Below are 25987 nucleotides of genomic sequence, written 5' to 3' on the forward strand. Positions count from 1 at the left end.
CAAAAGAAAACCGCCGCGGCTTTGGGGCCGCGGCGGTTTCTTTTTGTCTGATAAGCCGGAGCTTACAGGTTCGGATAGAGCGGGAACTTGGCGCAGAGGTCGGCGACCTTGGCGCGGACGGAGGCTTCCACGTCTGCATTGCCCTCTTCACCGTTGGCCGCCAGCCCGTCGATCACCTCGATGATCAGGTCGGCGATCTGGCGGAACTCCGCCTCGCCGAAGCCGCGGGTGGTGCCGGCAGGCGTGCCCAGGCGCAGGCCGGAGGTCACGGTGGGCTTTTCCGGGTCGAACGGGATGCCGTTCTTGTTGGTGGTGATATGGGCCCGCCCCAGCGCCTTGTCGGCGATGTTGCCGGTGACGCCCTTGGGCCGCAGGTCGACCAGCATCACATGGGTGTCGGTGCCGCCGGTGACGATGTCCAGGCCGCCCTTGATCAGCTGGTCCGCCAGCGCCGCCGCGTTGGCGCGCACCTGCTTCTGGTAGGCCTTGAACTCCGGCTTCAGCGCCTCGCCGAAGGCCGCCGCCTTGCCTGCGATCACATGCATCAGCGGGCCGCCCTGGATGCCCGGGAAGATCGCCGAGTTCACCTTCTTGGCGATGGCCTCGTCGTTGGTCACGATCATGCCGCCGCGGGGGCCGCGCAGGGTCTTGTGGGTGGTGGTGGTGGCGACATGCGCGTGCGGGAACGGCGAGGGGTGCTCACCGGCCGCGATCAGGCCTGCGATATGGGCCATGTCGACCATGAAATAGGCGCCCACGCTGTCGGCGATTTCACGGAACTTGGCAAAGTCGATCTGGCGCGGGATGGCGGAGCCGCCGGCGATGATCAGTTTCGGCTGGTGCTCGTTGGCCAGCGCCTGGATCTGGTCGTAGTCGATCAGGTTGTCGCTTTCGCGCACGCCGTAATGCACCGCGTTGAACCACTTGCCCGACTGGTTCGGCGCGGCGCCATGGGTCAGGTGGCCGCCGGAGGCCAGGTCCATGCCGAGGATGGTGTCGCCGGGCTGGATCAGCGCCTGGAACACGCCCTGGTTGGCCTGGGAGCCGGAGTTCGGCTGCACGTTGGCGAACTCGCAGCCGAACAGCGCCTTGGCGCGGTCGATCGCGAGGTTTTCGGCGACGTCGACATACTGGCAGCCGCCATAGTAGCGGCGCCCCGGGTAGCCTTCGGCGTACTTGTTGGTCAGCACCGAGCCTTGCGCTTCCATCACCGCGGCGGAGACGATGTTCTCAGACGCAATCAGCTCGATCTCGTCGCGCTGGCGGCCCAGCTCAGCGGTGATCGCGCCAAACAGTTCAGGATCGCGCTCAGACAGCGCTTGGGTGAAAAAGCCGGTGTCACGGGTCGCTTCAGTCATGGTGGCTCCGTTGGAGTAGGGATCAGATTTGAGCGATTTCCTATAGGAAACATCCTTGCGCCGGAAGCCTGTAAAGCGACATTTCCCTGCGACAGAACGGCAACTATGGTCATCGGCGGAAAGCTGTGATTGTTTCGGAACCAGATGCCTAATACCGGAAACAGATTTCATGAGTTTGAGAATCGCCTTTCTGGCCAGTGACGTTGAGGTGGCACAGGATGCGCTGGCGGAGCTGAGCCGCCGCTACGGCCATGTGCCGCCAGATCAGGCCCAGGTGATCGTGGCGCTCGGCGGCGACGGCTTCATGCTGCGGACCCTTCATACCATGATCGATCACCCGGCGCCGGTCTACGGCATGAACCGCGGCACCGTCGGCTTCCTGATGAATGAGTACCGCGAGGACGGGCTGATCGAGCGGCTTGAGGAAGCGGTGCAGGAGATTATCAACCCGCTGTCGATGACCGCAATGGACCGGCGCGGTGAGGTGCACAAGGCGCTGGCGATCAATGAGGTCTCGCTGCTGCGTGCAGGCCCGCAGGCGGCGCGGCTGAGGATTTCGGTGGATGGCAGGATGCGGATGGAGGAACTGGTCTGCGACGGCGCGCTGGTCTCCACACCCGCCGGCTCCACCGCCTATAACTACTCCGCACATGGTCCGATCCTGCCGATCGGCTCCGATGTGCTGGCGCTGACCGCCATCGCCGCCTTCCGGCCGCGGCGCTGGCGCGGGGCGCTTTTGCCCAGCAATGCGATGGTGCGCTTTGATGTGCTGGAGGCGGACAAGCGTCCGGTAATGGCCGATGCCGACTCGATTTCGGTTGCGGATATCGACTGGGTGGAAATCCGGACCGATACGCAAATCCGCCATAAAATCCTTTTTGACCCCGGCCATGGGCTGGAGGAGCGGCTGATTTCCGAACAGTTTACCTGAGTGTTTAACGCGGGCTTTACGAGGCTGTGAACGTCCCGGTAACCATTCCGTGCGAGGATTTATCCACAGGCTGATGCTGTTGGCACTGCCTGAGGCTGCAGAGCCGATGTGCCTGACCGGCGGTTTTTAGGTGTTCCAGTTTTGTGTTTCCCGCCGGTCTGGTCCGGCACGCCCGTAGCTTTGTTTGCGGGCGGACGATGCAGCGTTGGTAGTGAGTGGTTTGGGTCAGGAAGACTCCCGGGGGCGGCTGGCCCCGCTCCCGGGATGTTCGCAAAGCGTTTCTTTTCTTTGCAGCCCTTAGGAAGCTGTTCCGGTGCGATCAAGCACGGCGCGGGGCGGGCGCTATACTTAGCCCTCTGCTGCCATCTTCTCCCACAGGGGCAGGCACATGCGGCCCGCGCGGGCTTCAATCGCGGCGCAGGCGTCCACCGCCAGGTCCTCGCGCCAGCGGCGGGCAGCGATCTGCACGTTGACAGGCTGTGGACCCTTCGCCAGCTGCGCCAGCCGGGCCGGGACCGAGGCGGCGGGCAGGCCCAGAAAATTCATCGCATAGGAATAAACCGCACAGCCCAGCACCTCATGCACGCCTTCCGCACCTTCGGTGTCTCGGTCCGGTGCAAAAAACGGCTGCGGCAGGAAGGGCGACAGCACCAACGGGTAGTCCTCCATGAACAGCGACCACTCCCGCGCGTAATGGGTCCGCTTGGCCATCATCCGCAGCAGCTCATCGCCGGCGAAGGGCGGGAACTCCTGGAAGTAGACCGCAAAGATGTCGCGCACGGTCCGGGAGCCGGCCGCGTCCACATCATGTTTCATCAGCGCAAAGATCTCACCCATCAGTGCGCGGTAGCCGGTCCGCCCGGCATCGAACACGTTAGGCGGCTCCACTTCTTCGACTTGGTAGCCCGCATCGGTCAAAGCATCGCGGGCGAAATCCAGTGCCGCCTCGACCTCGGGGTGCAGGTCATAGCCATGGGTGTTCTTCGTGAAGGCGACCTTGATGGGCCCCTCCAGCGGCTCGCCGCGCCAGGGCATTGGCACATGGAAGGGGTCTCGGGGATCGGCGGCAATCAGCGCGGGCATCGACAGGTGCAGGTCCTCGGTGCTGCGGGTGATCAGCCCCTGCACCGACATCAGCTGCGCCAGCAGTCCGCGCTCAACCGTCTGGCTGGGGTTCCAGGCGGGCACCCGGCCAAGACCTGGCTTGACCGTCACCGCGCCATTGGCCGCCGCCGGGAAACGCAGGGAGCCGCCGATGTCATTGCCATGGGCCAGCGCGCCGATCCCGGCCATCACCGCGGCCCCCGCGCCGCCGGAGGAGCCGCCGGGTGAGATATGCCGGCCCCAGGGGTTATGGGTGCGGCCAAACAGCGGGTTGTCGGTATCGGCGCGGAAGGAGAATTCCGGCGTGTTGGTGCGCCCGATCACCACCGCGCCGGCCTTGTGCAGGTTCTCCACCACAGGGGCGTCTGCCGGGGCAATCAGGCCCTTCAGTGCGGTTACGCCGTTGGAGGTGGCGTGGCCTTTCTGGTCGATATTGATCTTGATGGTGACCGGCACCCCGTGCAGCGGGCCGGATGCCGCGCCGCTCTCGCGCGCCTTGTCCAGGGCACGGGCGCGCTCCAGCGCCTCGCTGCTGAGATCCACCACCACCGCATTCAAGGACGGGTTCACCGCCTTCATACGGTCGATGGAGGCCTGTACGGCCGCTTCCGCGCTCAGATCCCCGGTGCGAGTGAGCTTCGTCAGTTCTGTGGCGCTCAGTTGCCAGATGTCCGCTTTTGTCATGCTCAGGCCTCCCAAGCCGCAGCCTAGGCGGGCAGGGCGGCGTTGCAAGCAAAACCGGACGGCAAACAGGCTCCGCCTGCGGGCGGAGCCTACAAAAATCCTTGAAGGATCTTTGGCCGTTTCCAGAACTTGGAAACGAGGGAGGTTACTTGGCGTAGCCGATGGTTTGCAGCGCCGTGGTGATCTCGTCCAGAATGGCTGGATCGTCGATGGTGGCCGGCATTTTCCACGGGGTGCCATCGGCGATGTTGACCATGGTGCCGCGCAGGATCTTGCCGGAGCGGGTCTTGGGCAGGCGGTCGACCACAACCGCCAGCTTGAAGGCGGCAACAGGGCCGATCTTCTCGCGCACCAGCTTCACCACCTCGGAGACAACTTCTGCGTTGTCGCGATCGGCACCTGCATTGAGGCAAAGGAAACCCACCGGCATCTGCCCCTTGAGGCTGTCGGCGACGCCAATGACCGCGCATTCCGCGACATCCGGGTGGCCTGCCAGCACTTCCTCCATGCCGCCGGTCGAGAGGCGATGCCCGGCCACGTTGATCACGTCATCAGTGCGCGCCATGATGTAGAGGTAGCCGTCCTCGTCCTTCATGCCGGCATCGCCGGTCTCGTAGTAGCCGGGGAAGGTGTTGAGGTAGCTCTTCTTGAACCGGTCCTCGGCGTTCCACAGGGTCGGCAGGGTGCCCGGCGGCAGCGGCAGTTTCACTGCAATCGCGCCCAGCTCGCCCGCCGCAACCGGGTTGCCGCCTTCGTCCAGAATGTCGACCTCATAGCCCGGCATCGGCACCGCAGGCGAACCGAGTTTGGTCGGCAGCTCCTCGATCCCCAGCGGGTTGGCGGCAATCGACCAGCCGGTTTCGGTCTGCCACCAGTGGTCGACCACCGGCACCTTCAGCTGCTCCTGCGCCCAGGTGATGGTGTCGGGGTCCGCACGCTCACCGGCCAGATAGACCTGGTTCAGGCAGCTCAGGTCGTATTTCTTGACGTATTCGCCCTTGGGGTCCTCCCGCTTCACTGCCCGGAAAGCAGTCGGCGCGGTGAAGAAGCTCTTTACTTTATGCTCGGAAATCACCCGCCAGAAGGTGCCCGCATCCGGGGTGCCCACCGGCTTGCCCTCAAACACGATGGTGGTGTTGCCGTGGATGAGCGGCGCATAGCAGATGTAGCTGTGGCCGACGACCCAGCCCACGTCCGACGCAGCCCAGAACACATCGCCGGGATCGACGTTGTAGATGTTCTTCATGGTCCAATTGAGCGCCACCAGCTGGCCCGCGGTGTGGCGGATCACCCCCTTGGGCTGGCCGGTGGTGCCGGAGGTATAGAGGATATAGGAAGGATGGTTGCCCTCGACCGGCACACATTCGGCAGGCTCCACGCCGTACTGAAAACCGTGCCAGTTCACGTCGCGGCCCGGGATCAGCTCCGCCACTTCCTGCTCGCGCTGAAAGATCACGCAGAAGTCAGGCTTGTGCGCGGCCAGGTCGATAGCGCCGTCCAGCAGCGGCTTGTAATGCACGATCCGGCCCGGCTCGATGCCGCAGGAGGCGGCGATGATCGCCTTGGGCTTGGCGTCGTCGATCCGCACCGCCAGCTCGTTAGAGGCAAAGCCGCCGAACACCACCGAATGCACCGCGCCGATGCGGGCACAGGCCAGCATCGCCTCCAGCGCTTCGGGGATCATCGGCATGTAGATGATGACTCGGTCGCCTTTTTCCACGCCCTTGGCGCGCAGCGCCCCGGCCAGATTGGCGACACGGTTGCGCAATTCGACATAGGAGATTTCACGCTTGGTATGGGTAACCGGGCTGTCATAGATGATCGCGGTCTGCTCGCCGCGGCCCTGTTCCACATGACGGTCGACGGCGTTGTAGCAGGTGTTCACCTTGGCATCGGCAAACCACTCGTAAAGGCCTTCGCCCTTGTCAAACAGCGCCTGCTTTGGGGCCTCGTCCCAGCTGATCGACTGGGCGGCCTCCATCCAGAAACCTTCCGGATCCTGTTTCCAGGCGGCGTAAATATCCTGATATCCCATGGTGTTCATCTCCTCCTGCCAATTGCGTAGGCGACAAAGCGGCGGCCGGGCAAGTTTTGCCGCGTCTTCACGCAAGGTTCGTCAAGGAATTTACAGGTTTTGGCCGGATTTGCGCAGATGATTTACCGGATTTACAAGGCCGGACGGGTTTGCACTCTACCCGCTTTGCAAAGTGGTGTTTGCTGCAGAATATTCGGGAAAAGCCCGAAAGTTTTGCAAACTTGCAAATTCGGGCGCAGCGCACCCGGCCTTGCCACCGGGAATCACCCGCCTGAGGATTTTGCGAAGCGGGGCAGGCTGTCTTTCAGTTCCAGCCAGCTCACATGGTCTGAGTGGAATACGTGAAACCTGGGCGGCATCTGGCTGGGGCTTTCCAGCGTCGCGGTATAGAGGTGTATGTTCACCGGATCGCGCGCGGTGCGATAGGCCATCTGGGTGCCGCAGGTTTCGCAGAACAGCCGCTCGACGCCTTCCGATGAATTGTAGACCTTGGGATCCGAACCGGACCATTCGACCGCCTCATGCGGCAGCCCGAAAAACGCGGTGACGGGTGCCGCGCAGTTGCGGCGGCAGTCGGCGCAGTGGCAGTAGCAGCTCCAGGCCGCCTCGGCCCGGCTATCCCAATGCACTGCGCCGCAGTGGCAATGCCCTCTCATATCCGGCCTCCCTGATTGGGCGGCCGGCGGTAATGCATGGCCGCGCTGTTAACCGTAGTGCGCGACCGGGGTGCCGGCAATGGCGGCCATGTTCAGAAGGCCCCGCGCGGTGATCGAGGGGGAGACGATATGGGCGCGGTTTCCCATGCCCATCAGGATCGGCCCCACTTCCAGCCCGCCGGCCCGCATCTTGAGGATGTTGCGCACGCCGGAAGCGGCGTCGGCATGGGCGAAGATCAGCACGTTGGCCGCGCCGTCCAGCCGCGAATTGGGGAAGATCCGCTCGCGCAGTTCCGGGTCCAGCGCGGTGTCGATGTTCATCTCGCCCTCATAGACGAAATCGCGGCGCTTATCGTCGAGGATTTCGATGGCGGCGCGAAGGCGGCTGCCGGTGTCGCAGGAGATATTGCCGAACTGCGATTGCGAGCACATGGCAATCTTCGGCTCCAGACCGAAACGGCGCACGTGGCGGGCAGCACCAATCACGGTTTCGGCGATCTGTTCCGGCGTCGGCTCCACATGCACATGGGTGTCGGCGATGAACAGAGGGCCGTCTTCCAGGATCATCATCGACAGCGCGCCGTGCGGCGAGTAGGTGCCGCCACCCAGCACCTGCTGCACGTAATTCAAGTGCCAGCGGTATTCCCCGAAAGTGCCGCAGATCAGGCTGTCGGCCTCACCGCGATGCACCATGATGGCGCCGATGGCAGTGGTGTTGGTGCGCATAATTGCCTTGGCCAGATCCGGTGTGACGCCACGGCGCTGCATCACCTTGTGGTAGCTGTTCCAGTAGTCGCGGTAGCGGGGATCGTTTTCCGGGTTCACCAGTTGGAAGTCGCGGCCCGGGCGCACGTCCAGCCCCAGCCGCTCGCAGCGGCGCTCGATCACTTCGGGGCGGCCGATCAGGATCGGGGTCTCGGTGGTTTCTTCCAGAATGGCCTGCGCCGCGCGCAGCACCCGCTCATCCTCGCCTTCGCTGAACACGATGCGGCGGGCGGCGGCGCGTGCGGCCTCAAACACCGGTTTCATCAGTAGCGCCGATTTAAAAACGGTCTGTTTCAGCTTCTGCTTATAGGCCTCGATATCCTCGATCGGGCGTGTGGCCACACCGCTTTCCATCGCAGCCTTGGCCACAGCAGAGGACACCACAGCCACCAGCCGCGGATCAAAGGGTTTCGGGATCAGGTAATCAGCGCCAAAGGTCAGCTGTTCGCCCTTGTAGGCCGCCGCCGCCTCAGCTGACGTGGTGGCGCGGGCCAGTTCGGCAATGCCGTCGACGCAGGCAATCTGCATCTCGTCGTTGATCTCGGTTGCACCCACGTCCAGCGCGCCCCGGAAAATAAAGGGGAAGCACAGCACGTTGTTGACCTGATTGGGAAAATCGCTGCGCCCGGTGGCAATGATCGCATCCGGCGCCACCTTGCGCGCCTGGTCGGGCATGATCTCCGGCGTCGGGTTGGCCAGCGCAAAGATGATCGGGCGCTTGGTCATCTTGGCAACCATTTCCGGCTTCAGCACGTTTGGGCCAGAGAGGCCCAGGAACATGTCGGCACCGTCCATTACCTCGTCCAGCGTCCGCAGGTCCGAGGCCTGGGCGAAGGCCGCTTTCTGCGGGTTCATGTCTTCTTCGCGGCCCTCATAGACCAGCCCGTGAATATCGCAGAGCCAGATGTTCTCGCGTTTGACGCCTAGCTTCAGCAGCATGTTGAGGCAGGCAATCCCTGCCGCGCCGCCGCCGGTGGAGACGATCTTGATGTCTTCAAACGATTTGCCCGCCACATGCAGCGCGTTCTTGGCCGCGGCGCCGACCACAATCGCGGTGCCGTGCTGGTCGTCATGGAAGACCGGGATATTCATCCGCTCGCGGCACAGTTTTTCGACCACAAAGCAGTCCGGCGCCTTGATGTCTTCGAGGTTGATCGCGCCGAACGTCGGCTCCAGCGAGCAGACGATATCCGCCAGCTTCTCCGGATCGCTTTCGTTCACCTCGATGTCGAAACAGTCGATGCCCGCGAAGTTCTTGAACAGGACCGCCTTGCCCTCCATCACCGGTTTGGAGGCCAGCGCACCGATGTTGCCCAGCCCCAGCACTGCCGAACCGTTTGACACAACCGCCACCAGATTGCCGCGCGAGGTATAGCGGGCGGCATTGGCCTCATCCGCTTTGATCTCCACGCAGGCCTCCGCCACGCCGGGTGAGTAGGCGCGGGACAGATCGCGGCCGTTGGCCATCGGCTTGGTCGCGCGGATCTCCAGCTTACCGGGGCGGGGAAACTCGTGATAGTTGAGTGCGGCTTGCCGCGTGCTCTGTGAATCGGACATCTGGCGCTCCTCGGAAAGGGTATTGTTTAGCGTTAAACCATTTTTATTGCCGGAAACATAGCCCAAACTGGCGCAAACGGACGCGGCGGCAGCACGGGCGGCGGGTTCTTGCATAAACCATGCCGCAGGGTCACTGTCCTGCCAACAGATCAGGGAGTGAAAAATGAGCGAAACAATCGCCGAGATCCGCCTGCCGACGGATGAGCTGCGCAACGATATTCCGTTTTTTACCAAGGTGTTGGGTATGAAGATGGACATGATCTATCCGGCGGATGATCCGCGCACCGCGGTGTTTTCCGGCCACGGGCTTCGGCTGCGGGTTGAAAAGGGGGCGCCGGAAAGCCCCAGCACAATCCGTATTCTGACTGAAGATCCTGATGGATTTGCCGAAGGACAGCGCCGCCTGACCGCGCCCAACGGAACGAAAATCGAAATCGAAGAGCGCCACCCGCCAATGGTGATGCCGGAAACGGTGCACAGCTTTGTGGTCCGCCGCCTCAAGGATCAGGCGCCCTGGATCATCGGCCGCGCTGGGATGCATTACCGCGACCTTGTGCCGGACCGGCTGGGCGGGTCGATCATTGCCAGCCACATCCGCATTCCCGACGGCGGTCCGGTGCCGGACATGGTGCATTTCCACCGGGTCGGCTTTCAGCTGATCTTCTGCATCCACGGCTGGGTTGATGTGGTCTATGAGGATCAGGGCGATAAGATGCGGCTGACGGCAGGCGACTGTTTCATCCAGCCGCCGGAAATCCGCCACCGGGTGCTGGAGGCCAGCGACAATGTGCAGGTGATCGAGATCGGCGTCCCTGCGGAGCATGTGACCGAGATCGACCACGAGATGACACTGCCGACGCCGCACTACCGTCCCGAACGGGAATGGCAGGGACAGCGCTTTGTCTACAACAAGGCGGAAGGTGCCGCGTGGGGTCCGTTCCGCCTGCCGGGCTACATCTGCCGCGACACCACGATTGCCGAAAACACCAAGGGCGTTGCAGGTGTGCAGGTGGTGCGCCGGGGCGACGGCGATCCGCAATGGGCGGCGCATGACACCGACATTCACTTCACCTTCGTGATGAACGGAGCTGTCACGCTGGAGGGTGAGGGCCGCGAGCCGTACCAACTGGAGCAGGGCGACGCCTTTGTTGTTCCGCCGGGCATGAAGACCCGCCTCAGCGCGCCGTCGGATGATGTGGAGCTGTTGGAGGTGACGCTGCCCGGGGTGTTCAACACCTCGCTGGCCTGAACCCAGGGCGGCGCAAAGAACTGCATCCGGGGGCTTCCGCTTCCCGGATCAATTCAGCTATCCTGCGGCATCTTGACCAAATGATCAAAAAACGGGGAATCGACATGAGCCTCAAAGCCGCCGCCGCCGCTGTCCGTGAAAACGCCCACGCGCCCTATTCCAACTTCAAGGTCGGCGCCGCTGTCCGCTCCGCCTCCGGCCAGATCTATGTGGGCTGCAACGTCGAAAACGTGGCCTACCCTGAGGGCACCTGTGCCGAGGCCGGTGCGATTGCCGCGATGGTGGCTGCGGGGGAGACCGAACTGGCAGAGGTCTATGTGATCGCCGATTGCCCGACCCCGATCACGCCCTGCGGCGGCTGCCGCCAGAAGATCAAGGAATTTGCCAGCGGTGATGTGAAGGTTATCATGGCCACCACCGACGGCGAGGAGCAGGAGACGACCATCGGCGACCTGCTGCCCGGCGCCTTTGACGCGGACCATATGGAGCGCAGCTGATGGACGCCCGCGCCATCAACGCCTGCCTGCGCCGCGGTGAAACACCCGGCGAGGACGCGCTGCGCTGGTTTGCCGAGGGTCTCGCCAGCGGCGCCGTCTCAGACGCGCAGGCCGGGGCGTTTGCCATGGCGGTCTGCCTGCAGGGCCTGAGTGTCGAAGGCCGTCGCGCCCTGACGCTGGCGATGCGCGACACTGGCGATGTGCTGGCGTGGGATCTGGACGGTCCGGTGCTGGACAAGCATTCCACCGGTGGTGTGGGCGATTGTGTTTCGCTGCTGCTGGCGCCTGCGCTCGCGGCCTGCGGGGCTTATGTGCCGATGATTTCGGGCCGCGGGCTCGGCCACACCGGCGGCACGCTGGACAAGCTTGAGGCGATCCCCGGCGTCTCCACCAGCGTCAGCGAGGATCACCTGCGGAACATGATGCAGGACGTGGGCTGCGCCATCGTTGGCGCCACCGCGCAGATCGCACCCGCGGACAAGCGGCTCTATGCGATCCGCGATGTGACCGCAACGGTGGAAAGCCTCGACCTGATCACCGCCTCGATCCTCTCCAAAAAACTGGCAGCCAGCCCGGACGCGCTGGTGCTGGACGTCAAGATCGGCTCCGGCGCGTTTATGAAAACCGCAGATGATGCCCGCGCGCTGGCGCAGTCGCTGTGCGATACCGCCAATGCGGCGGGCTGCAAGACCTCGGCGCTGATCACCGACATGAACCAGCCGCTGGCGCCGGCGCTCGGCAACGCGCTGGAGGTGGCGGAGGTGATGCGGGTGCTGACCGGCAGCGCATCCGGCCCGCTGGCTGAGATTTCGGCCATTCTGGGCGGCGAACTGCTGGTTCTCGCAGGCCTCGCAGCGGATGCAGATGAAGGTGCAGCTCAGATAACCGAAACCCTCACTGACGGCCGCGCGGCGGAGCGTTTTGCCAAGATGATTGCCGCCATGGGCGGACCCGCGGACTTTGCCGCGAAATGGCAGGATCATCTGCCCGGCGCGGAAGTGGTGCGCGCGATCAAGGCGCCCGCTGCCGGGCATGTCTCCGCCATGAACGGCGAAGCGCTTGGCCTGGCGGTTGTCGCCCTCGGCGGCGGCCGCATGGTGGAGAGCGACCGCATTCACCCCGGTGTCGGCATCTCGGACATTGTCCGCCTGGGCCAGCCCGTCGGAGCAGGGGACAGGCTTGCCCGCATCCACGCCGCCAGCGATGATGCGGCAGAGATGGCAGAGGCAGCGTTCCTTGCTGCCATCGCCATCGGTGATGCGCCGGACAGCCTGCCGCTGATTCACGAAAGGATCTCCTGATGCCCCGTACCTTCCTTGTGGTGATGGATTCCGTTGGCATCGGTGGCGCGCCCGATGCCGGGACCTTCTTCAACGGCGACCTGCCGGACCTCGGCGCCAACACGCTGGCCCATATCGTGCAGGCTTGCGCTGACGGTCAGGCAGAGGATGGCCGCAGCGGCCCGCTCAACGTGCCGAACATGGAACGCCTTGGTCTCGGCGCGGTGATGCGGCTGGCGTCCTCGGTGCCGTTTCCCGGCCTGGACGCAGCGCCGCAAGGCCGCTGGGGCTGCGCCGCCGAACTCAGCCGTGGCAAGGACACACCGTCGGGCCATTGGGAGCTGGCAGGGCTGCCGGTGCCCTGGGACTGGCACTACTTCCCCGATCAGGCGCCGTCGTTCCCCGAAGACCTTTCTGCCTTTGTGGCAGAGCAGGCGGGCACCGATGGTATCCTTGGCAATTGCCACGCCTCTGGCACGGTGATCCTTGATGATCTGGGCGCCGAGCACATGCGGACCGGCAAACCGATCTGCTACACTTCCGCCGACAGCGTGTTCCAGATTGCTGCGCATGAGGAGACCTTTGGCCTCGACCGCCTGCTGGCCCTCTGCGAGGCCGTTGCCCCGCGCCTGCACGCAATGAAAGTGGGGCGGGTCATTGCGCGTCCCTTCCTCGGCTCCGAAGAAGAGGGCTTCACCCGCACCACCAACCGCCGCGACTTTGCGATCACCCCGCCGGCGCCGGTGCTGACCAACTGGGTGCAGGATGCGGGCGGCAAGGTCCATGCTATCGGCAAGATTGGCGACATCTTCACCATGTCCGGTATCGACACCCTGAAAAAAGGCGCGGATGCGCAGCTGATGCAGCACTTGTTCGACGCGGTGGAGACGGCAGAGGACGGCAGCCTGACTTTCGCCAATTTCGTCGAGTTCGACACTCTGTACGGCCACACCCGCGACATCTCCGGCTATGCAAGGGCGCTGGAGTGGTTTGACGCCGAACTGGGCCGCCTGCTGCCGCGCTTGCGCAAGGGCGACATGCTGGTGCTGACCGCCGATCACGGCAATGACCCCAGCTGGCCGGGCACCGACCACACCCGCGAACAGGTGCCGGTGCTGATCGCCGGGCTTGACGCGGGCCCCGTCGGGCAGGTCAAATTCGCCGATGTGGGCGCCTCTATCGCGGCCCATCTGGATGTGCCTGCCCAAGGCCCCGGTAAAAGCTTTCTTTGACCTCGTGGTCAAAACACGCTTGCCTGCCGCGGCCAAGCCCGTAAAAGCGCGGAAAAGCAAACTTTAGGAGTGCCCCATGACCGACCACCTGACCGTTGTTGATCACCCGCTTGTGCAGCACAAGCTGACCCTGATGCGGGACAAGGGCACCTCCACCGCGGGGTTCCGCCGGCTGCTGCGCGAGATCACCCAGCTGCTGGCCTATGAAATCACCCGCGAAATGCCGCTGACCACCACCAACATCGAAACCCCGATGGAGGAAATGGACGCGCCGATCCTGGCCGGCAAGAAACTGGCGCTGGTGTCGATCCTGCGCGCGGGCAACGGCATGCTGGACGGCGTGCTGGAACTGATCCCCTCGGCCCGTGTCGGCTTTGTCGGCCTTTACCGTGACGAGGAAACGCTGGAGCCGGTGCAGTATTACTTCAAGGCGCCTGAGGGCCTGAAGGACCGGCTGGTGATTGCCGTGGATCCGATGCTGGCCACCGGCAACAGCTCCGCCGCCGCCATTGACCTGCTGAAAGAAGCTGGTGCCAACAACATCCGCTTCCTGTGCCTGTTGGCCTCGCCCGAAGGCGTCGAGCGGATGAAAGAGGCGCACCCGGATGTGCCGATCGTCACCGCCTCGCTGGACCGCGAGCTGAACAAGAAGGGCTATATCCTGCCCGGTCTTGGCGATGCGGGCGACCGGATGTTCGGCACCAAGTGATCCGCTGGCGCCAGGGCGGAGCAAATCCGCCTTGGCAGCCACGCGGTGTGAATTAGTTGCAATTCGCGCAAAAATTGCCGGAGTGCGGCCTTATTGTTGCCGCAGAATCTTTACTCACAGGCCAGTTTCGGGCATCCTGCAGCCATATTTTGTGGGGCTCAGGAATGAAAATAACTAGAATTATTGCACTGGCCATCATCGCGGGGGCTGCTGGCGCCGCAGGGATACAGGCACAAACCCTGCGTGAAACCCGTCCGCCCGCTGAGTATCCGCCCGCATCTTACAAGGGCAAGCAGTATGTCGACAGCCGCGGCTGTATCTACATCCGTGCAGGCATCGACGGCAATGTCAGCTGGGTTCCGCGGGTTTCCCGCTCCCGCAAGCAGTTATGCGGCTATGCGCCCACTAAGGTCGCCGGCGCAACCCGGCAGCAGCAGCGGAGCGCAGCGCCTGAGCTGATCACCCTCGAGCCCAGCCAGCAGCCTGCGCAAACCGCCGCGGCTAAGCCGGCCCCGGCTCCGGCCAAACCTGCCGCTGTGCAGCCCAAGCCGGCAGCCTCAAGCACGCCGCCGCAGTCTGTCACCACCGCCAAGCCGCGCCGCACCCCGCAAACGACCAGTGTCCGGCCGGCCGCAGCTGCCACGGCGCCTGCAGCGCCCAAGCCCGCGGCCAAGAAGGTCGTGCGCGTCGCGCCCAAGCCAGCGCCCGCTCCGGTTCCGGCGGCGAAGCCTGCAGGCAATACCTCCTGCGCGGGCCTTTCCGATATCAGCCGCCAATACGCGGGTTCTTCGGGCGTGCGCTGCGGCCCTCAGGATGCTCCGCCAGTGACCTATGGCAGTCAGGAAATCGGGCCGCAGAGTTCAGTGCGGCTCACCCCGAATACCCGCGTGGTGCAGACCCACATCTACCAGGACCGCCGTCTCAGCAACAGTTTCACGGTGCCGGAGGGCTACCGCCCGGTCTGGACCGACGGGCGGCTGAATCCGCAGCGGGCGGAACGCACCGTGCGGCCCGCAGTGGTGACCAGTTTTGCCCAGGCCCCTGCAGGATATGAGACAGTGGCACGCGAAGACGGGCGGATGAACCCAATGCGCGGCGTGCGCACCCCGGAAGGCGATGCGCAGATGGCGCAGATCTGGACCGGCGGCGTGCCCCGCAAGCTGGTTCAGCTGCCGCTGGACCGGCCCGCAGTCAAACTGCCGCGCGGTGCGCGGCTCAGCCCGGCAGAGGCACAGCCCAAAGGCTTGCGCCTGTCGACCCGCTCGGCTCCCGGCGCTGCGGTACCGGATCAGCTTGCACCGGCCAGCCGCTATGTCCGTGCAGCGACCTATGCCGAACCAGCACAGGCCAAGGCAGCCGCCCGCAAACTGGCGTCCGCCGGCCTGACAGTGCGTCTTGGTACCGTCAGCCGCAAGGGGCAGCCTTACAAGGTGGTTCTGGCGGGACCCTACCAGGGTGAAGCACAGGCAGCCGCAGCACTGGCCAAGGTGCAGCGCGCCGGTTTCAGCGGCGCCCGGCTTAGCAAGTAAGACTTCGAACCCTAAATTTCACAGGCCGGGCGTCTGCCCGGCCTTTTCGGCACCAGGACAGATGCGGCCCGGCACTCAATGGCTAGTGCCGGCGGCAGGTAAAGACCACGGCCTCCAGCGGCATCCTCAAAGGCGGCGGTCCGAAACGGCCGCGAAGGGCGTCCAGAATGGCGCTGGCAACCTCGTCCGGGTCGACACCACCCCTGGACCGGATTTCATCAATCATCGGGTTGCCGTAAACCAGCGCCTCGGCGAATTTCTCCGGGTCGTCAATGGTCTTGTCCTGCCGGACCGTTTCATGGCGGATGCCGGACCAGTCGTCATCATTCAGATCGCCTTTCACGGCTTCGGGATCGCCATAGTGGAACGGCACCTTGTAAAATCCCGGCGGATCCGCAGGAAAGAACTCCGCCGCGGCCAAGTCGGCGATTTCCGCAAACGGGTTCTTTGCCATCGGTGCCCAGACATTGAAGACATAGTGCCCACCGGGTTTCAGCACCCGTGCGGCTTCCCGGAAAGCTGCCGCCTTGTCCGGGAAGAACATCACCCCGAACTGGCAGGCAATCAGATCAAAGCTGCCATCCGCAAATGGCAGCGCCATCGCGTCGGCGGGCTGGAAGGTGACACTTGTTGTATCGGACAGTTTTGCCTTTGCCAGCTGCAGCATCGGCTCGTTCAGATCGGTGACCGTCAGCGTGCAGTCCGGCGCCAGCCTGCGCCGCAGCCGCTGCGAGACAATGCCGGTGCCTGCTGCCAGCTCCAGAACGTTTTGCGGCGCCAGGTTGCGGCATCGGGCGGCCAGATCATCTGCATAGTTGTAGAAAATCACCGGCCCCAGGCCGCTGTCATAGTGACTGGGAATATCCCCGGTGAAACTGGCTGAGTTGTCCGGCATGGCTCACGTCCCCCCTGATCGTGCGTTTGCGCAGGTTTGACGATCCTAGCAGATCCGGCGCATTTTCGCGATTGGCAGGGGACAGGGGAGTAGAAAGTGAGGTCAGCCGCAGATGTTCTGCAGCTGCACCCAGTCGCGGTCGTTCAGAACCGGCTCCAGCTCGCGGCCGGCCATGGGATCGGCTTCGATCAGCCCCAGCACCGTCTCGCCGGTGATGTCCAGCGCATAGGCATAGGGGGAGGAGGGCAGGGCAGCGCGGGCAAACTCCGCCAGCAGCACCTCGTCGGGCAGTTGGGGCCGGGGACTGGACAGGGTGGCCTCGGAATAGGCATCCAGCGCGGCGCGGTCCAGCTCGCCGGTGGTCAGCAGCTTGAAGGTGGAGACGAAGCCGCCGGCCTCCAGCAGCTCCTGCATCGGGTCGCTGGCCTCTGCCCGGGCGCGTTCTGCCAGGATGGCTCCGGCGGCAACCGCCGGATCCTCGAAATCCTCGACGAACGAGCGGTTCAAAAGAACGATGCCGCCGGGCAGATGCAGGCTGCCGGGAATGCCGGAGCGCAGAATCGCCAGCTGCCGCACGCCGGTGCGCTGCGCCAGGTTCTTCAGGATCGGTGCCGCCTCCGGGGTGGCGCAGGCCGGGCCGGAGACCCGCTCGATCCGCCCCAAGAGCGCCTGTCCGATGGCCTTGCGTTTGATATCAGGCACGACGCTGACCGCATGGCGGGTCACGGCACCCGGCAGCCACAGAACCAGCAGCGCCAGCACCAGCGCCAGTGTGCCCAGGATACTGACCGCCCGCAGCCGCCCCGGCCGTGCACGCGACCGCCCAATCGCATTCTGCACCCGGGCAATGGCCTCCAGCATCGCGGTTTCGTCTTCCGCTAGCTCCAGCGTTTCGCCGGGGTCGCCGTCGGGGTGGAACAGGGCCGGGAACTCACCGGGATTGGCACGTTCCACTGCGGCCAGCGACCAATGCGCCAGCGGCTGGTCGTTCATGCTGGCAATGGTCAGCGTTGCATCGCCCAGCGAGATGATCACATCCCGCCGCTGGGCCTCAGGATCAGCGCGCCACAGGCCCGCAGCCTCCAGCCGCTCAAATTCCTTCAATGCCGTCATGCAGCTTGCCCGGTCCCCATCCGTCTCGTTGCCGCCAGAATAAGCACATAAAACAGGGGCGGCAATTTGCTTTGCCGCCCCTTAGTGCCGTTTCGCTGTGAAAAATCACAGGGACTTGGCGATTTTTCTCAGCTCGAACTTCTGGATCTTGCCGGTGGAGGTCTTGGGCAACTCCTGGAACACCACTTTCTTGGGCGCCTTAAAGCCTGCGAGCGTCTCGCGAGTGAAGGCGATCAGCGCCGCGGCGTCTTCCTTGGCACCGGCTTTCAGCTCGACAAAGGCGCAGGGCACCTCGCCCCATTTCTCATCCGGCATCGCCGCAACCGCGGCCAGCAGTACATCCGGGTGGGCCATCAGCACCCCCTCCACTTCGACTGAGGAGATGTTCTCGCCGCCGGAAATGATGATGTCCTTGGCCCGGTCAGCGATCTGGATGTAGCCGTCGGGGTGCTGGACGGCGAGGTCGCCGGAGTTGAAGTAACCGTTCTTGAAGGCCTCCGCCGTGGCTTCGGGGTTCTTCAGATACCCTTTCATCACCACATTGCCGCGCAGGGCAATCTCGCCTTGGGCCTGGCCGTCCATCGGCAGCACGTTGTGCTCGCTGTCGCGCACCACCACCGGCTCCAGCATCGGCATCGCGACGCCCTGGCGCGATTTCTTGGCGGCGATGCCCGCCTTGTCCAGCGCGTCCCAATCCTGTGCCTTCCAATAGCATTCGGTGACATGGCCGAAGGTCTCGGTCAGCCCGTAGACATGGGTGATGTTGAAGCCGAGGTTTTCGATCTTCGACAAGGTCGCAGGGGCGGGCGGGGCGCCGGCGGTGAAGACCTCGACCGTATGGTCAAAGGTGCGGCGCTCCTCATCCAGCGCGTTGACGATCATGTTCAGTACGATCGGGGCGCCGCCGAAATGGGTGACGCCTTCGTAGTGGATGGCGTTGTAGATGTTCTGCGCTGTGATATCGCGGCAGCAGACCAGGGTGCCGCCAACCAGCGGCATCATCCAGGTGTGGTTCCAGCCGTTGCAATGGAACAGCGGCACGATGGTCAGATAAACCGGGTGCAGCACCATGCGCCAGGACACCACCGTGCCCATGGTCATCAGATAGGCGCCGCGGTGGTGATAGACCACGCCCTTGGGCCGCCCGGTGGTGCCGGAGGTATAGTTCAGCGCCAGGCTTTCCCACTCATCCTCGGGCATGATCCACTGGAAGTCCGGGTCGCCGCTGGCCAGCAGCACCTCGTATTCCATGTGACGGCCGGTGGCGTGCCAGCTCGCCTGATCGTCGGCCACCTCGATCAGGACCGGGGCGGGGCCTTCCATCTCTTCGACGGCGGCCTCTGCCAGCTCAATGAACTGCGGGTCGACCAGCACGGCCTTGGCCTCGCCGTGGGCGAAGATATAGGCAACCGTGCTCACATCCAGCCGGGTGTTGATGGTGTTGAGCACCGCGCCGCAGGCCGGCACGCCGAAATGCGCCTCTGCCTGGGCGGGGATGTTCGGCAGCAAGGTCGCCACCACATCGCCGGGCTTTACCCCCAGTTTGACAAGGCCGGAGGCCAGACGGGTGCAGCGCTCATGGTATTCCGCATAACTCTTGCGGTGCTTGCCATAGCTGACCGCCAAACGGTCCGGAAACACCTGCGCCGCCCGCTGCAGATGGCTGAGCGGCGACAGCGGCACATAATTCGCGGCGGTCTTCTCCAGACCGGTTTCATCCGCCATCCACCCCATCAGTTTCCTCCCCTGAATCACTTTGGTGTCGCTTAGAGGACAGATATTGCGGAAAGTTGCGGGCAATGGGAAGGGTATGAAACAAACAGCCGCACTCTCCGCCCCGGGCACCAGCCAGACCGCAGCCGCACAGGCCATGCTGGCGGCAATGCTGATTATCGGCATCACCGACAACGCCGTGCCGCTGATGGCGGAGACCATCGGGCTCGGCCAGTTCTACCTGTTGCGCACATTTGTCGCACTGCCGTTCCTGTGGCTGATGGCGCGCGCCGGACTGGGCGGGCTGCGCTGCCGCAACTTCGGCGCTGTACTGCTGCGTGCGGTGCTGGTGGCGGTGTCGATGGTTTTCTACTTCTCCGCCGTGGCGCTGATGCCGATTGCCCAGGCGCTGGCCGGGCTGTTCACCTCGCCGATCCTGATCGTGGTGATTTCCGTCCTGTTCCTGAAGATGCGGATCGGCTGGATCCGTGTCGGCGCGGTGCTCGGCGGTTTTGCGGGTGTCATGATGGTGCTGCAGCCCGATCCTGCCGCCTTCAATTGGCTGATCCTGGTGCCGGTGGCGGGCGGGCTGTTCTATGCGCTCGGTTCGCTGGCCACGGGCCTCTACTGTCAGGGCGAAAGCACGGTGGCGATGCTGTTCGTCTACTTGCTGGTGCAGGGTGTGCTGGGGGCGATGCTGCTGGCGGGGCTGGAGATCTGGCCGCAGGACGTGCCTGCGGGAGCGGACGGTTTTGTCACCCGCGGCTGGGTCTGGCCGCTGTGGGAGATCCCGCACCTGATCCTGCTGCAGGGCTGCGCAGCAGTGGGTGGCGTGTTCCTGATCACCAAGGCCTACCAGCTGGGTGAGGCCTCTTATGTCGCTGTGTTCGAATACTCGGTGATGATCGTCGGGCCGGGGGTTGCCTGGGCCTATTGGGGGCAGGCGCTGAACCTCTGGCAAATGCTGGGGATCGGTCTGATCATCACGGCCGGCACCACCATCGCGCTGCGTTCGAAGTGAAGGGAAGGGGCGCTGCCCCTCTTGGCCCCACCGGGGCCAATTCACCCCGGAGTATTTGCGCAAAGGTGAATGGGTCTGCGAGGCGCTTCACAGCAGGCGTAAATCCATCGTTTCCTTACCCAGATCAATATCCTAGGGTCGGGGCATGATCCTGTCCCATGGCCGCCGGTACGTTTTTATCCATATCCCCAAGACCGGCGGCACCGCATTGGCGCTGGCGCTGGAGGCGCGTGCCATGGCCGATGACATGATGCTAGGGGATACGCCAAAGGCCCTGAAGCGCCGCCGCCGCCTGAAGGACGCTGAGGCACGCGGGCGGCTGTGGAAGCATTCCACCCTGGCCGATATCGAAGGGCTGGTGCCTGAGGACACTTTGAAAGGCCTCTTTGCCTTTACCCTGGTGCGCAATCCCTGGGACCGCGCGGTCAGCTATTACCACTGGTTGCGCGAGCAGAGCTTCGATCATCCGGCCATCGGCCTGGCGAAGGCGCAAGAGTTCCGTGCCTTTGTGCAGCACCCGGAGATCATCGCAGCCTTCTGCAGCAGCCCGGCGTCTTCCTACATGCGCCGCGCGGACGGGGCGGAGCAGTGCCAGCTTTATATCCGGCTGGAGCATTTCCAGAGCGATGCGCAGCTGCTGTTTGATCACCTCGGGTTTTCCCTTGAACTGCCAGTGGTCAATGAAAGCGGCCGCCAGCGCGACTGGCGGGTCTATTATGACGATGCCGCGGCTGGGGCCGTGGCCGAAGCCTGCGCGCAGGATATCGCGCAATTTGAATACTCTTTTAACGATTCTCTCCTATCCAGATAGCGTGTAGCGCGCTGATTGCGCCTGGCCGGAGCCTAATCCGGCAAAGGTTTGGCAGATCGGCGCAGAAACGTGAACAATGTCCGGTTTTCGCCTTAGTTCCGTCCCATAAGCGGCAAGGATCAAAGGAAAAAATTATCGGGCTGGCTGTTGGGGGTTCTCCGCAGCCTCTGGAAAGGAAAGCGGATGCTGGACTGGCTTCTGAAACGCACGAGCACCCCGGCTGGCGGGGTCATGAACAGCGGCTTTCCCCTGGTCGCCGTGGGTCAGGGCGGTTTCCTGGCGGGCACCCATGTGGCCTCTAACCTGGGCTGGCGCCCGGTGGAGGCGCTGACGCCCGGTGACAAGGTGCTGACCTTCGATCACGGCATGCAAACCGTGGTGGAGTTGCAGCGCGAGGTCATGATCCCGGCAGAGGGCGATCTGGAACCTGCCCGCTGTCCGCTGTTTGTGCCGCGCGATGCGCTGATGAACCGGGTGCCGATGTGGCTGATGCCGGATCAAGGCGTGCTGTTGGAAAGCGAACTGGTGGAAGACGCCCAGGGTGATCCCTTTGCCATCGTTCCGGCTTGCGCCCTGGAAGGCTACCGCGGTATCCGCCGGATGCATCCGGGCGCCCAGCTGGAACTGGTGATGCCGCGATTTGCCGAGGATCAGGTGATCTATCTGGAAGCCGGGATGCTGGGCTACTCGGCGGCACCGGCGAACCTGATGTGCGGCCGGGTGTTCTCCGAACAAGGCGCCTACCGCGTGCTGAACCCGGATGAGGCCCGCGGCCTGGTTCTGTCGATGATGGCTGAGGAAGAATACTGGCCCGCAGGCGCCGCTGCCGGCGCTTTGCAGCCTGAGGTCAGAATGTAAGATCAGTTTCGGCATTCAACTTGCTGATAAGGCATAAAAAAGGCCAGCGCATGGGCGCTGGCCTTTCCTCGTTTTATGTTTGCCTTCAGGCCGCCGCAGAAGTTTCCGGCGCAAAGCGGGTGTAGAAGCTCTGGCCCTTCTCCGCCATCTCCCGCAGCAGTTCCGGGCAGGCGAAACGCTCGCCGAACTGCTCCGTCAGGCTGTCGCAACGCTCCGCCGCATAGGGCGTGCCCAGGATGTCCAGCCAGCTGAGCGGGCCGCCGGACCACGGCGCAAAGCCCCAGGCCAGGATGGCGCCGACGTCGCCCTCGCGGATATCCATCAGCACGCCTTCCTCCAGCGCCCGGACCGCTTCCAGCACCTGCGCGAACATCAGCCGTTCCTGCACCTCGATCAGGTCGGGCTGTTCGGATGCCAGCGGGTACTTCTCCTGCAGGCCGGTCCAGTATCCGGCGCGCTTGCCTTTGTCGTCATACTCGAAGAAGCCCGCGTTCGACTTCCGGCCCAGACGGCCCAGTTCTTCCATCCAGAAGATCAGGTCATCCGCCGGGCTTTCCGGGTAGGCATCACCCATCGCCGCCTTGGTGGCACGGGCAATCTTGGCGCCGAGATCAATCGAGGTCTCATCGGTCAACTGCACCGGACCCACCGGGAAGCCCAGCTGGCGCGCAGCGTTGTCGATCAGCACCGGGCTGACGCCCTCGGTGATCATCCGCAGGCCCTCGTTGATATAGGGCAGGATGCAGCGGTTGGCGTAGAAGAAGCGCGCGTCGTTGACCACAATCGGCGTCTTGCGGATCTGGCGCACATAATCCAGCGCCTTGGCCACCGCGCGGTCGCCGGTTTCTTTGCCCTTGATGATCTCCACCAGGAACATCTTCTCGACCGGCGAGAAAAAATGGATGCCGATGAACTGGTCCGGCCGGCTCGATGCTTTGGCCAGCTCGGTGATCGGCAGGGTGGAGGTGTTGGAGGCAAAGATGCAGTCCTCGGGAATGATCGCCTCGACCTTTTGGGTCATCTCGGCCTTGACACCCGGGTCTTCGAACACGGCCTCAATGATCAGGTCGCAGCCCTTCAGCGCGTCCAGATCCGGGGTGGCGGTGATCTGCGCCAGCAGCGCTTCTTTCTTCTCCTCGGTTGCCTTGCCGCGCTTGATGCCCTTGTCCATATAGGCGGCGGAATAGGCCTTGCCCTTGTCGGCGGCGTCCTGGTCACGGTCAATCAGCACCACCTCCATGCCGGCCTGAGCCGACACCAGCGCGATGCCCGCGCCCATCATGCCCGCACCCAGCACGCCGATTTTCTTGACCGACTGGTCCGGCACGTCCTTGGGCCGCACTGCGCCCTTCTCCAGCGCCTGCTTGTTCAGGAACAGGCTGCGGATCATGGCGGAGGACGACGGGTTCATCAGCACATTGGTGAACCAGCGCGCCTCGATCTTCAGTGCGGTGTCGAAATCGACCAGCGCGCCTTCGTAGATGGAGGACAGCAGCGCCTTGGCCGCCGGGAAGGCGCCCTGGGTCTTACCGTGCACCATCGCGGAGGCACCGACAAAGGTCATGAAGCCCGCGGGGTGATATGGGGCGCCGCCCGGCATCTTGTAGCCCTTGGCGTCCCAGGGCTTGACCAGATCGGCGTCCTTGGCGTTCAGCACCCACTCCTTGGCCGCCGCCAGCGCATCGTCGGAAACCGCGTCGATCAGCTGGGCGCCCTTGGCTTTCTTCGGGTCCATCATCTTGCCTTCCAGCAGGACCGGAGCGGCGGCCATTGCGCCCACCATGCGGGAATACCGGGTGGTGCCGCCGCCGCCGGGGAAGATGCCGATCATGATCTCCGGCAGGCCGATCTTGGCCTTCGGGTTGCTGGTCATCACCCGGTGATGGCAGGCCAGCGCAATCTCGGTGCCGATGCCGGCGCAGGTGCCGTTGATGGCACAGGCCACCGGCTTGCCGCCCTTCTTGGTCTTGGGATCCATGCCCGCTAACTCCAGCTTGCGCAGGATGCGGTGGCCGCCCATGGTGAAGTCAAAGAGGCCTTGGGCCGGGTTCTCCCCCGATTCCTCGCGGATGGTCGCCAGAACATTGAGGTCCATGCCGCCGGCAAAGTCTTTCTTGCCGCTGGTGATCACGATGCCCTTGACGGCGTCGTCCTCCAGCGCCCGGTCCACGTATTCCTCCACCAGGCCAAAGGCCTCGCGGGTGAGGACGTTCATGGACTTTCCTTCGGCATCCCAGGTGATGATTGCGACGCCGTCTGCGTCCACGTCGTATTTGAAATCGCTCATGTGTCTTCTCCGGTCTGGTCAGCCGTCAGCGGGCTGCCGTCCTTGCGGGTAAAGGTGAACTCGCCGCTTGCGAATTTCACCATCATGTCCAAATCGCTGTAATAGCCGGTCTCAGTTGCGGTGCGGGTGCCCACCACCAGAAAGGCGGCAGGCTTGTCCGAACGGTTCACCAGATGGTGGCCGTTCTCGTCCCCTGCCGGGAATGCTGCGCAGTCGCCGGGCATCATCTCATGCGCGCCCTGATCGTCGATCAGTGTGCAGGTGCCCTCTGTCACCATCACGAACTCGTCCTGCTCCATATGGTAATGGCGCAGGGAGGAGGCCGCGCCAGGCTCCAGCCGTACGATGTTGACACCGAACTGGCTGAGCCCGCCGGGATCGCCCAGCGGCTGCACGCTGCGGCCCGCACAGGCTTCGGCCAGCTTGCCGGGGTAGCCCGATCCGGTCCGCCAGGGCAGTTGGGATAGGTCCAGCTTCGGCATCAGACGCGCTCGATGATGGTTGCGGCGCCCATGCCCGATGCAATGCACAGGGTGGCGAGGCCGCATTCTTTGTCCTGCCGCTCCAGCTCATCCAGCAGGGTGCCGATGATGATCGCGCCGGTGGCGCCCAGCGGGTGGCCCATGGCGATGGAGCCGCCGTTGACGTTCACCAGCTCCGGGTCGACGTCAAACGCCTGCTGGAAGCGCATTACGACAGAGGCAAAGGCCTCGTTCACCTCGAACAGGTCCAGGTCGCCGATTTTCATGCCGTTGTCGGCCAGGATCTTTTCGGTCACCGGCACCGGGCCGGTCAGCATGATGGTCGGATCGGTGCCGATCTTGGCGGTGGCCTTGATCCGCGCGCGCGGCTTCAGGCCGTGGCGTATCCCGAACTCCTTGTTACCGATCAGCAGCGCCGCAGCGCCATCCACGATGCCAGAGGAGTTGCCCGCGTGGTGAATGTGGTTGATCCGTTCCAGATGCGGGTATTTCAGCATCGCAACCTTATCAAAGCCCGGCATCTGCTCGCCCATCATCTGGAAGGCCGGGTTCAGCGAGCCAAGCGCCTGCATGTCGGTGCCGGGACGCATGTATTCGTCATGGGCGAGGATCGGCAGGCCATTCTGATCCCGCACGGTGATCACCGACTTTTCAAACCGCTTCTCTTCCCAGGCTTTGGCCGCCCGGCGTTGGCTCTCCATTGCCAAAGCGTCCGCCTGATCCCGGGTAAAGCCGTATTCAGTTGCGATAATGTCGGCCGAGATGCCCTGCGGCACGAAATAAGTCTCCATCGCGAGGCTCGGGTCCACCGCAATCGCCGCGCCGTCGGAGCCCATGGCCACCCGGCCCATCATCTCCACGCCGCCCGCGATATAGGCATCGCCTGCACCACCCTTCACCTGGTTCGCCGCCAGGTTCACCGCCTCCATGCCGGAAGCGCAGAAGCGGTTGATCGCCAGGCCCGGGATACGCTCATCCAGGTCCGAGGCCAGTACGGCAGAGCGCGCCAGGCAGCCGCCCTGTTCCATCACCTGGGTCACGTTGCCCCAGATCACATCCTCAACGGCGTGGCCTTCCAGGTTGTTGCGCTCCTTGATCGCGTTCAGCGTCAGGGCGGAGAGGCGGACCGAAGTCACCTCATGCAGGGAGCCGTCCTTGCGTCCCTTGCCGCGCGGGGTGCGCAGCGCGTCATAGATATATGCGTCTGTCATTGTGCTCTCC

21 protein-coding genes are annotated in these 25987 nt (G+C 64.0%); 10 read left to right on the forward strand and 11 right to left on the reverse strand.

Annotation, left to right across the window (positions count from 1 at the left end; genetic code table 11):
• Positions 1 to 62 precede the first annotated feature (62 nt).
• The gene (gene glyA, locus RA24_RS07435) at positions 63 to 1358 is read right to left on the reverse strand and encodes a serine hydroxymethyltransferase (RefSeq protein ID WP_039190761.1); all 1296 of its coding nucleotides are present in this window, start codon (positions 1356 to 1358) and stop codon (positions 63 to 65) included.
• Between the two features lie 169 nt (positions 1359 to 1527).
• Here glyA and RA24_RS07440 point away from each other — a divergent pair, with 169 nt between their 5' ends.
• Positions 1528 to 2289 (forward strand): NAD kinase, encoded by a 762-nt coding sequence (locus tag RA24_RS07440; RefSeq protein ID WP_019295774.1) that lies wholly within the window; start codon positions 1528 to 1530, stop codon positions 2287 to 2289.
• Between the two features lie 348 nt (positions 2290 to 2637).
• Here RA24_RS07440 and RA24_RS07445 read toward each other — a convergent pair whose 3' ends face one another.
• The 4 genes from RA24_RS07445 to RA24_RS07460 form a co-directional block, all read right to left on the reverse strand.
• The gene (locus RA24_RS07445) at positions 2638 to 4077 is read right to left on the reverse strand and encodes an amidase family protein (RefSeq protein WP_039190762.1); all 1440 of its coding nucleotides are present in this window, start codon (positions 4075 to 4077) and stop codon (positions 2638 to 2640) included.
• Positions 4078 to 4222: 145 nt separating this feature from the next.
• A complete protein-coding gene (gene prpE, locus RA24_RS07450; protein ID WP_039170292.1) occupies positions 4223 to 6112 on the reverse strand; it encodes a propionate-CoA ligase PrpE in 1890 nt (629 codons plus the stop codon).
• Between the two features lie 263 nt (positions 6113 to 6375).
• Entirely contained in the window at positions 6376 to 6768 is a 393-nt protein-coding gene (locus tag RA24_RS07455; protein ID WP_039190764.1) for a GFA family protein, read from the reverse strand.
• 48 nt (positions 6769 to 6816) lie between these two features.
• A complete protein-coding gene (locus RA24_RS07460) occupies positions 6817 to 9090 on the reverse strand; it encodes an NADP-dependent malic enzyme (RefSeq protein ID WP_019295778.1) in 2274 nt (757 codons plus the stop codon).
• Between the two features lie 163 nt (positions 9091 to 9253).
• Between RA24_RS07460 and RA24_RS07465 the strand changes: the two genes are divergently transcribed.
• The 6 genes from RA24_RS07465 (at position 9254) to RA24_RS07490 (ending at position 15586) form a co-directional block, all read left to right on the forward strand.
• Complete coding sequence (locus tag RA24_RS07465) at positions 9254 to 10339, forward strand: cupin domain-containing protein (protein ID WP_039190767.1); 1086 nt, start codon at positions 9254 to 9256, stop codon at positions 10337 to 10339.
• Between the two features lie 62 nt (positions 10340 to 10401).
• Positions 10402 to 10836, forward strand: a complete 435-nt coding sequence (locus RA24_RS07470; protein WP_275041213.1) for a cytidine deaminase — start codon at positions 10402 to 10404, stop codon at positions 10834 to 10836.
• On the forward strand, positions 10836 to 12137 hold the full coding sequence (locus RA24_RS07475; protein WP_039169710.1) for a thymidine phosphorylase: 1302 nt from the start codon (positions 10836 to 10838) through the stop codon (positions 12135 to 12137). The genes RA24_RS07470 and RA24_RS07475 overlap by 1 nt, the downstream gene beginning before the upstream one ends.
• Positions 12137 to 13348, forward strand: coding sequence for a phosphopentomutase (locus RA24_RS07480; protein WP_039190769.1), 1212 nt, complete (start codon positions 12137 to 12139; stop codon positions 13346 to 13348). Before RA24_RS07475 ends, RA24_RS07480 begins: the two co-directional genes overlap by 1 nt.
• 76 nt (positions 13349 to 13424) lie before the next feature.
• On the forward strand, positions 13425 to 14057 hold the full coding sequence (upp, locus tag RA24_RS07485; protein WP_039151983.1) for a uracil phosphoribosyltransferase: 633 nt from the start codon (positions 13425 to 13427) through the stop codon (positions 14055 to 14057).
• A 164-nt stretch (positions 14058 to 14221) separates the two neighbouring features.
• A complete protein-coding gene (locus tag RA24_RS07490; protein ID WP_039190770.1) occupies positions 14222 to 15586 on the forward strand; it encodes an SPOR domain-containing protein in 1365 nt (454 codons plus the stop codon).
• Between the two features lie 82 nt (positions 15587 to 15668).
• On the opposite strand, the gene RA24_RS07495 is transcribed toward RA24_RS07490, so the two are convergent.
• From RA24_RS07495 to RA24_RS07505, 3 genes are all read right to left on the reverse strand, one after another.
• A complete protein-coding gene (locus tag RA24_RS07495; protein ID WP_039190772.1) occupies positions 15669 to 16481 on the reverse strand; it encodes a class I SAM-dependent methyltransferase in 813 nt (270 codons plus the stop codon).
• 102 nt (positions 16482 to 16583) lie between these two features.
• Entirely contained in the window at positions 16584 to 17594 is a 1011-nt protein-coding gene (locus RA24_RS07500) for a hypothetical protein (protein WP_019295786.1), read from the reverse strand.
• A 105-nt stretch (positions 17595 to 17699) separates the two neighbouring features.
• Positions 17700 to 19328, reverse strand: coding sequence for an AMP-binding protein (locus tag RA24_RS07505; protein WP_039190774.1), 1629 nt, complete (start codon positions 19326 to 19328; stop codon positions 17700 to 17702).
• 76 nt (positions 19329 to 19404) lie between these two features.
• Here RA24_RS07505 and RA24_RS07510 point away from each other — a divergent pair, with 76 nt between their 5' ends.
• The 3 genes from RA24_RS07510 (at position 19405) to RA24_RS07520 (ending at position 21997) form a co-directional block, all read left to right on the forward strand.
• On the forward strand, positions 19405 to 20328 hold the full coding sequence (locus tag RA24_RS07510) for a DMT family transporter (RefSeq protein WP_039190776.1): 924 nt from the start codon (positions 19405 to 19407) through the stop codon (positions 20326 to 20328).
• 145 nt (positions 20329 to 20473) lie between these two features.
• Positions 20474 to 21139, forward strand: a complete 666-nt coding sequence (locus tag RA24_RS07515) for a sulfotransferase family 2 domain-containing protein (RefSeq protein ID WP_039190778.1) — start codon at positions 20474 to 20476, stop codon at positions 21137 to 21139.
• A gap of 183 nt (positions 21140 to 21322) precedes the next feature.
• Positions 21323 to 21997: a Hint domain-containing protein gene (locus RA24_RS07520; protein ID WP_039151993.1), complete on the forward strand. Its 675-nt coding sequence runs from the start codon at positions 21323 to 21325 to the stop codon at positions 21995 to 21997.
• Positions 21998 to 22082: 85 nt separating this feature from the next.
• Here the strand turns inward: RA24_RS07520 and RA24_RS07525 are convergent, their stop codons facing one another.
• The 3 genes from RA24_RS07525 to RA24_RS07535 are packed head-to-tail and all read right to left on the reverse strand — an operon-like array spanning position 22083 to position 25977.
• Positions 22083 to 24284 carry a 3-hydroxyacyl-CoA dehydrogenase NAD-binding domain-containing protein gene (locus RA24_RS07525; protein ID WP_039190780.1) on the reverse strand — a complete coding sequence of 734 codons (2202 nt, stop codon included), beginning with the start codon at positions 24282 to 24284 and terminating at the stop codon, positions 22083 to 22085.
• On the reverse strand, positions 24281 to 24766 hold the full coding sequence (locus RA24_RS07530) for a cupin domain-containing protein (protein ID WP_019295792.1): 486 nt from the start codon (positions 24764 to 24766) through the stop codon (positions 24281 to 24283). Before RA24_RS07530 ends, RA24_RS07525 begins: the two co-directional genes overlap by 4 nt.
• Positions 24766 to 25977, reverse strand: a complete 1212-nt coding sequence (locus RA24_RS07535; protein WP_039190782.1) for an acetyl-CoA C-acetyltransferase — start codon at positions 25975 to 25977, stop codon at positions 24766 to 24768. The genes RA24_RS07530 and RA24_RS07535 overlap by 1 nt, the downstream gene beginning before the upstream one ends.
• Positions 25978 to 25987 lie beyond the last annotated feature (10 nt).

Origin of the sequence: Leisingera sp. ANG-M6 (assembly GCF_000813905.1) — a bacterium.
Lineage (GTDB): Bacteria > Pseudomonadota > Alphaproteobacteria > Rhodobacterales > Rhodobacteraceae > Leisingera.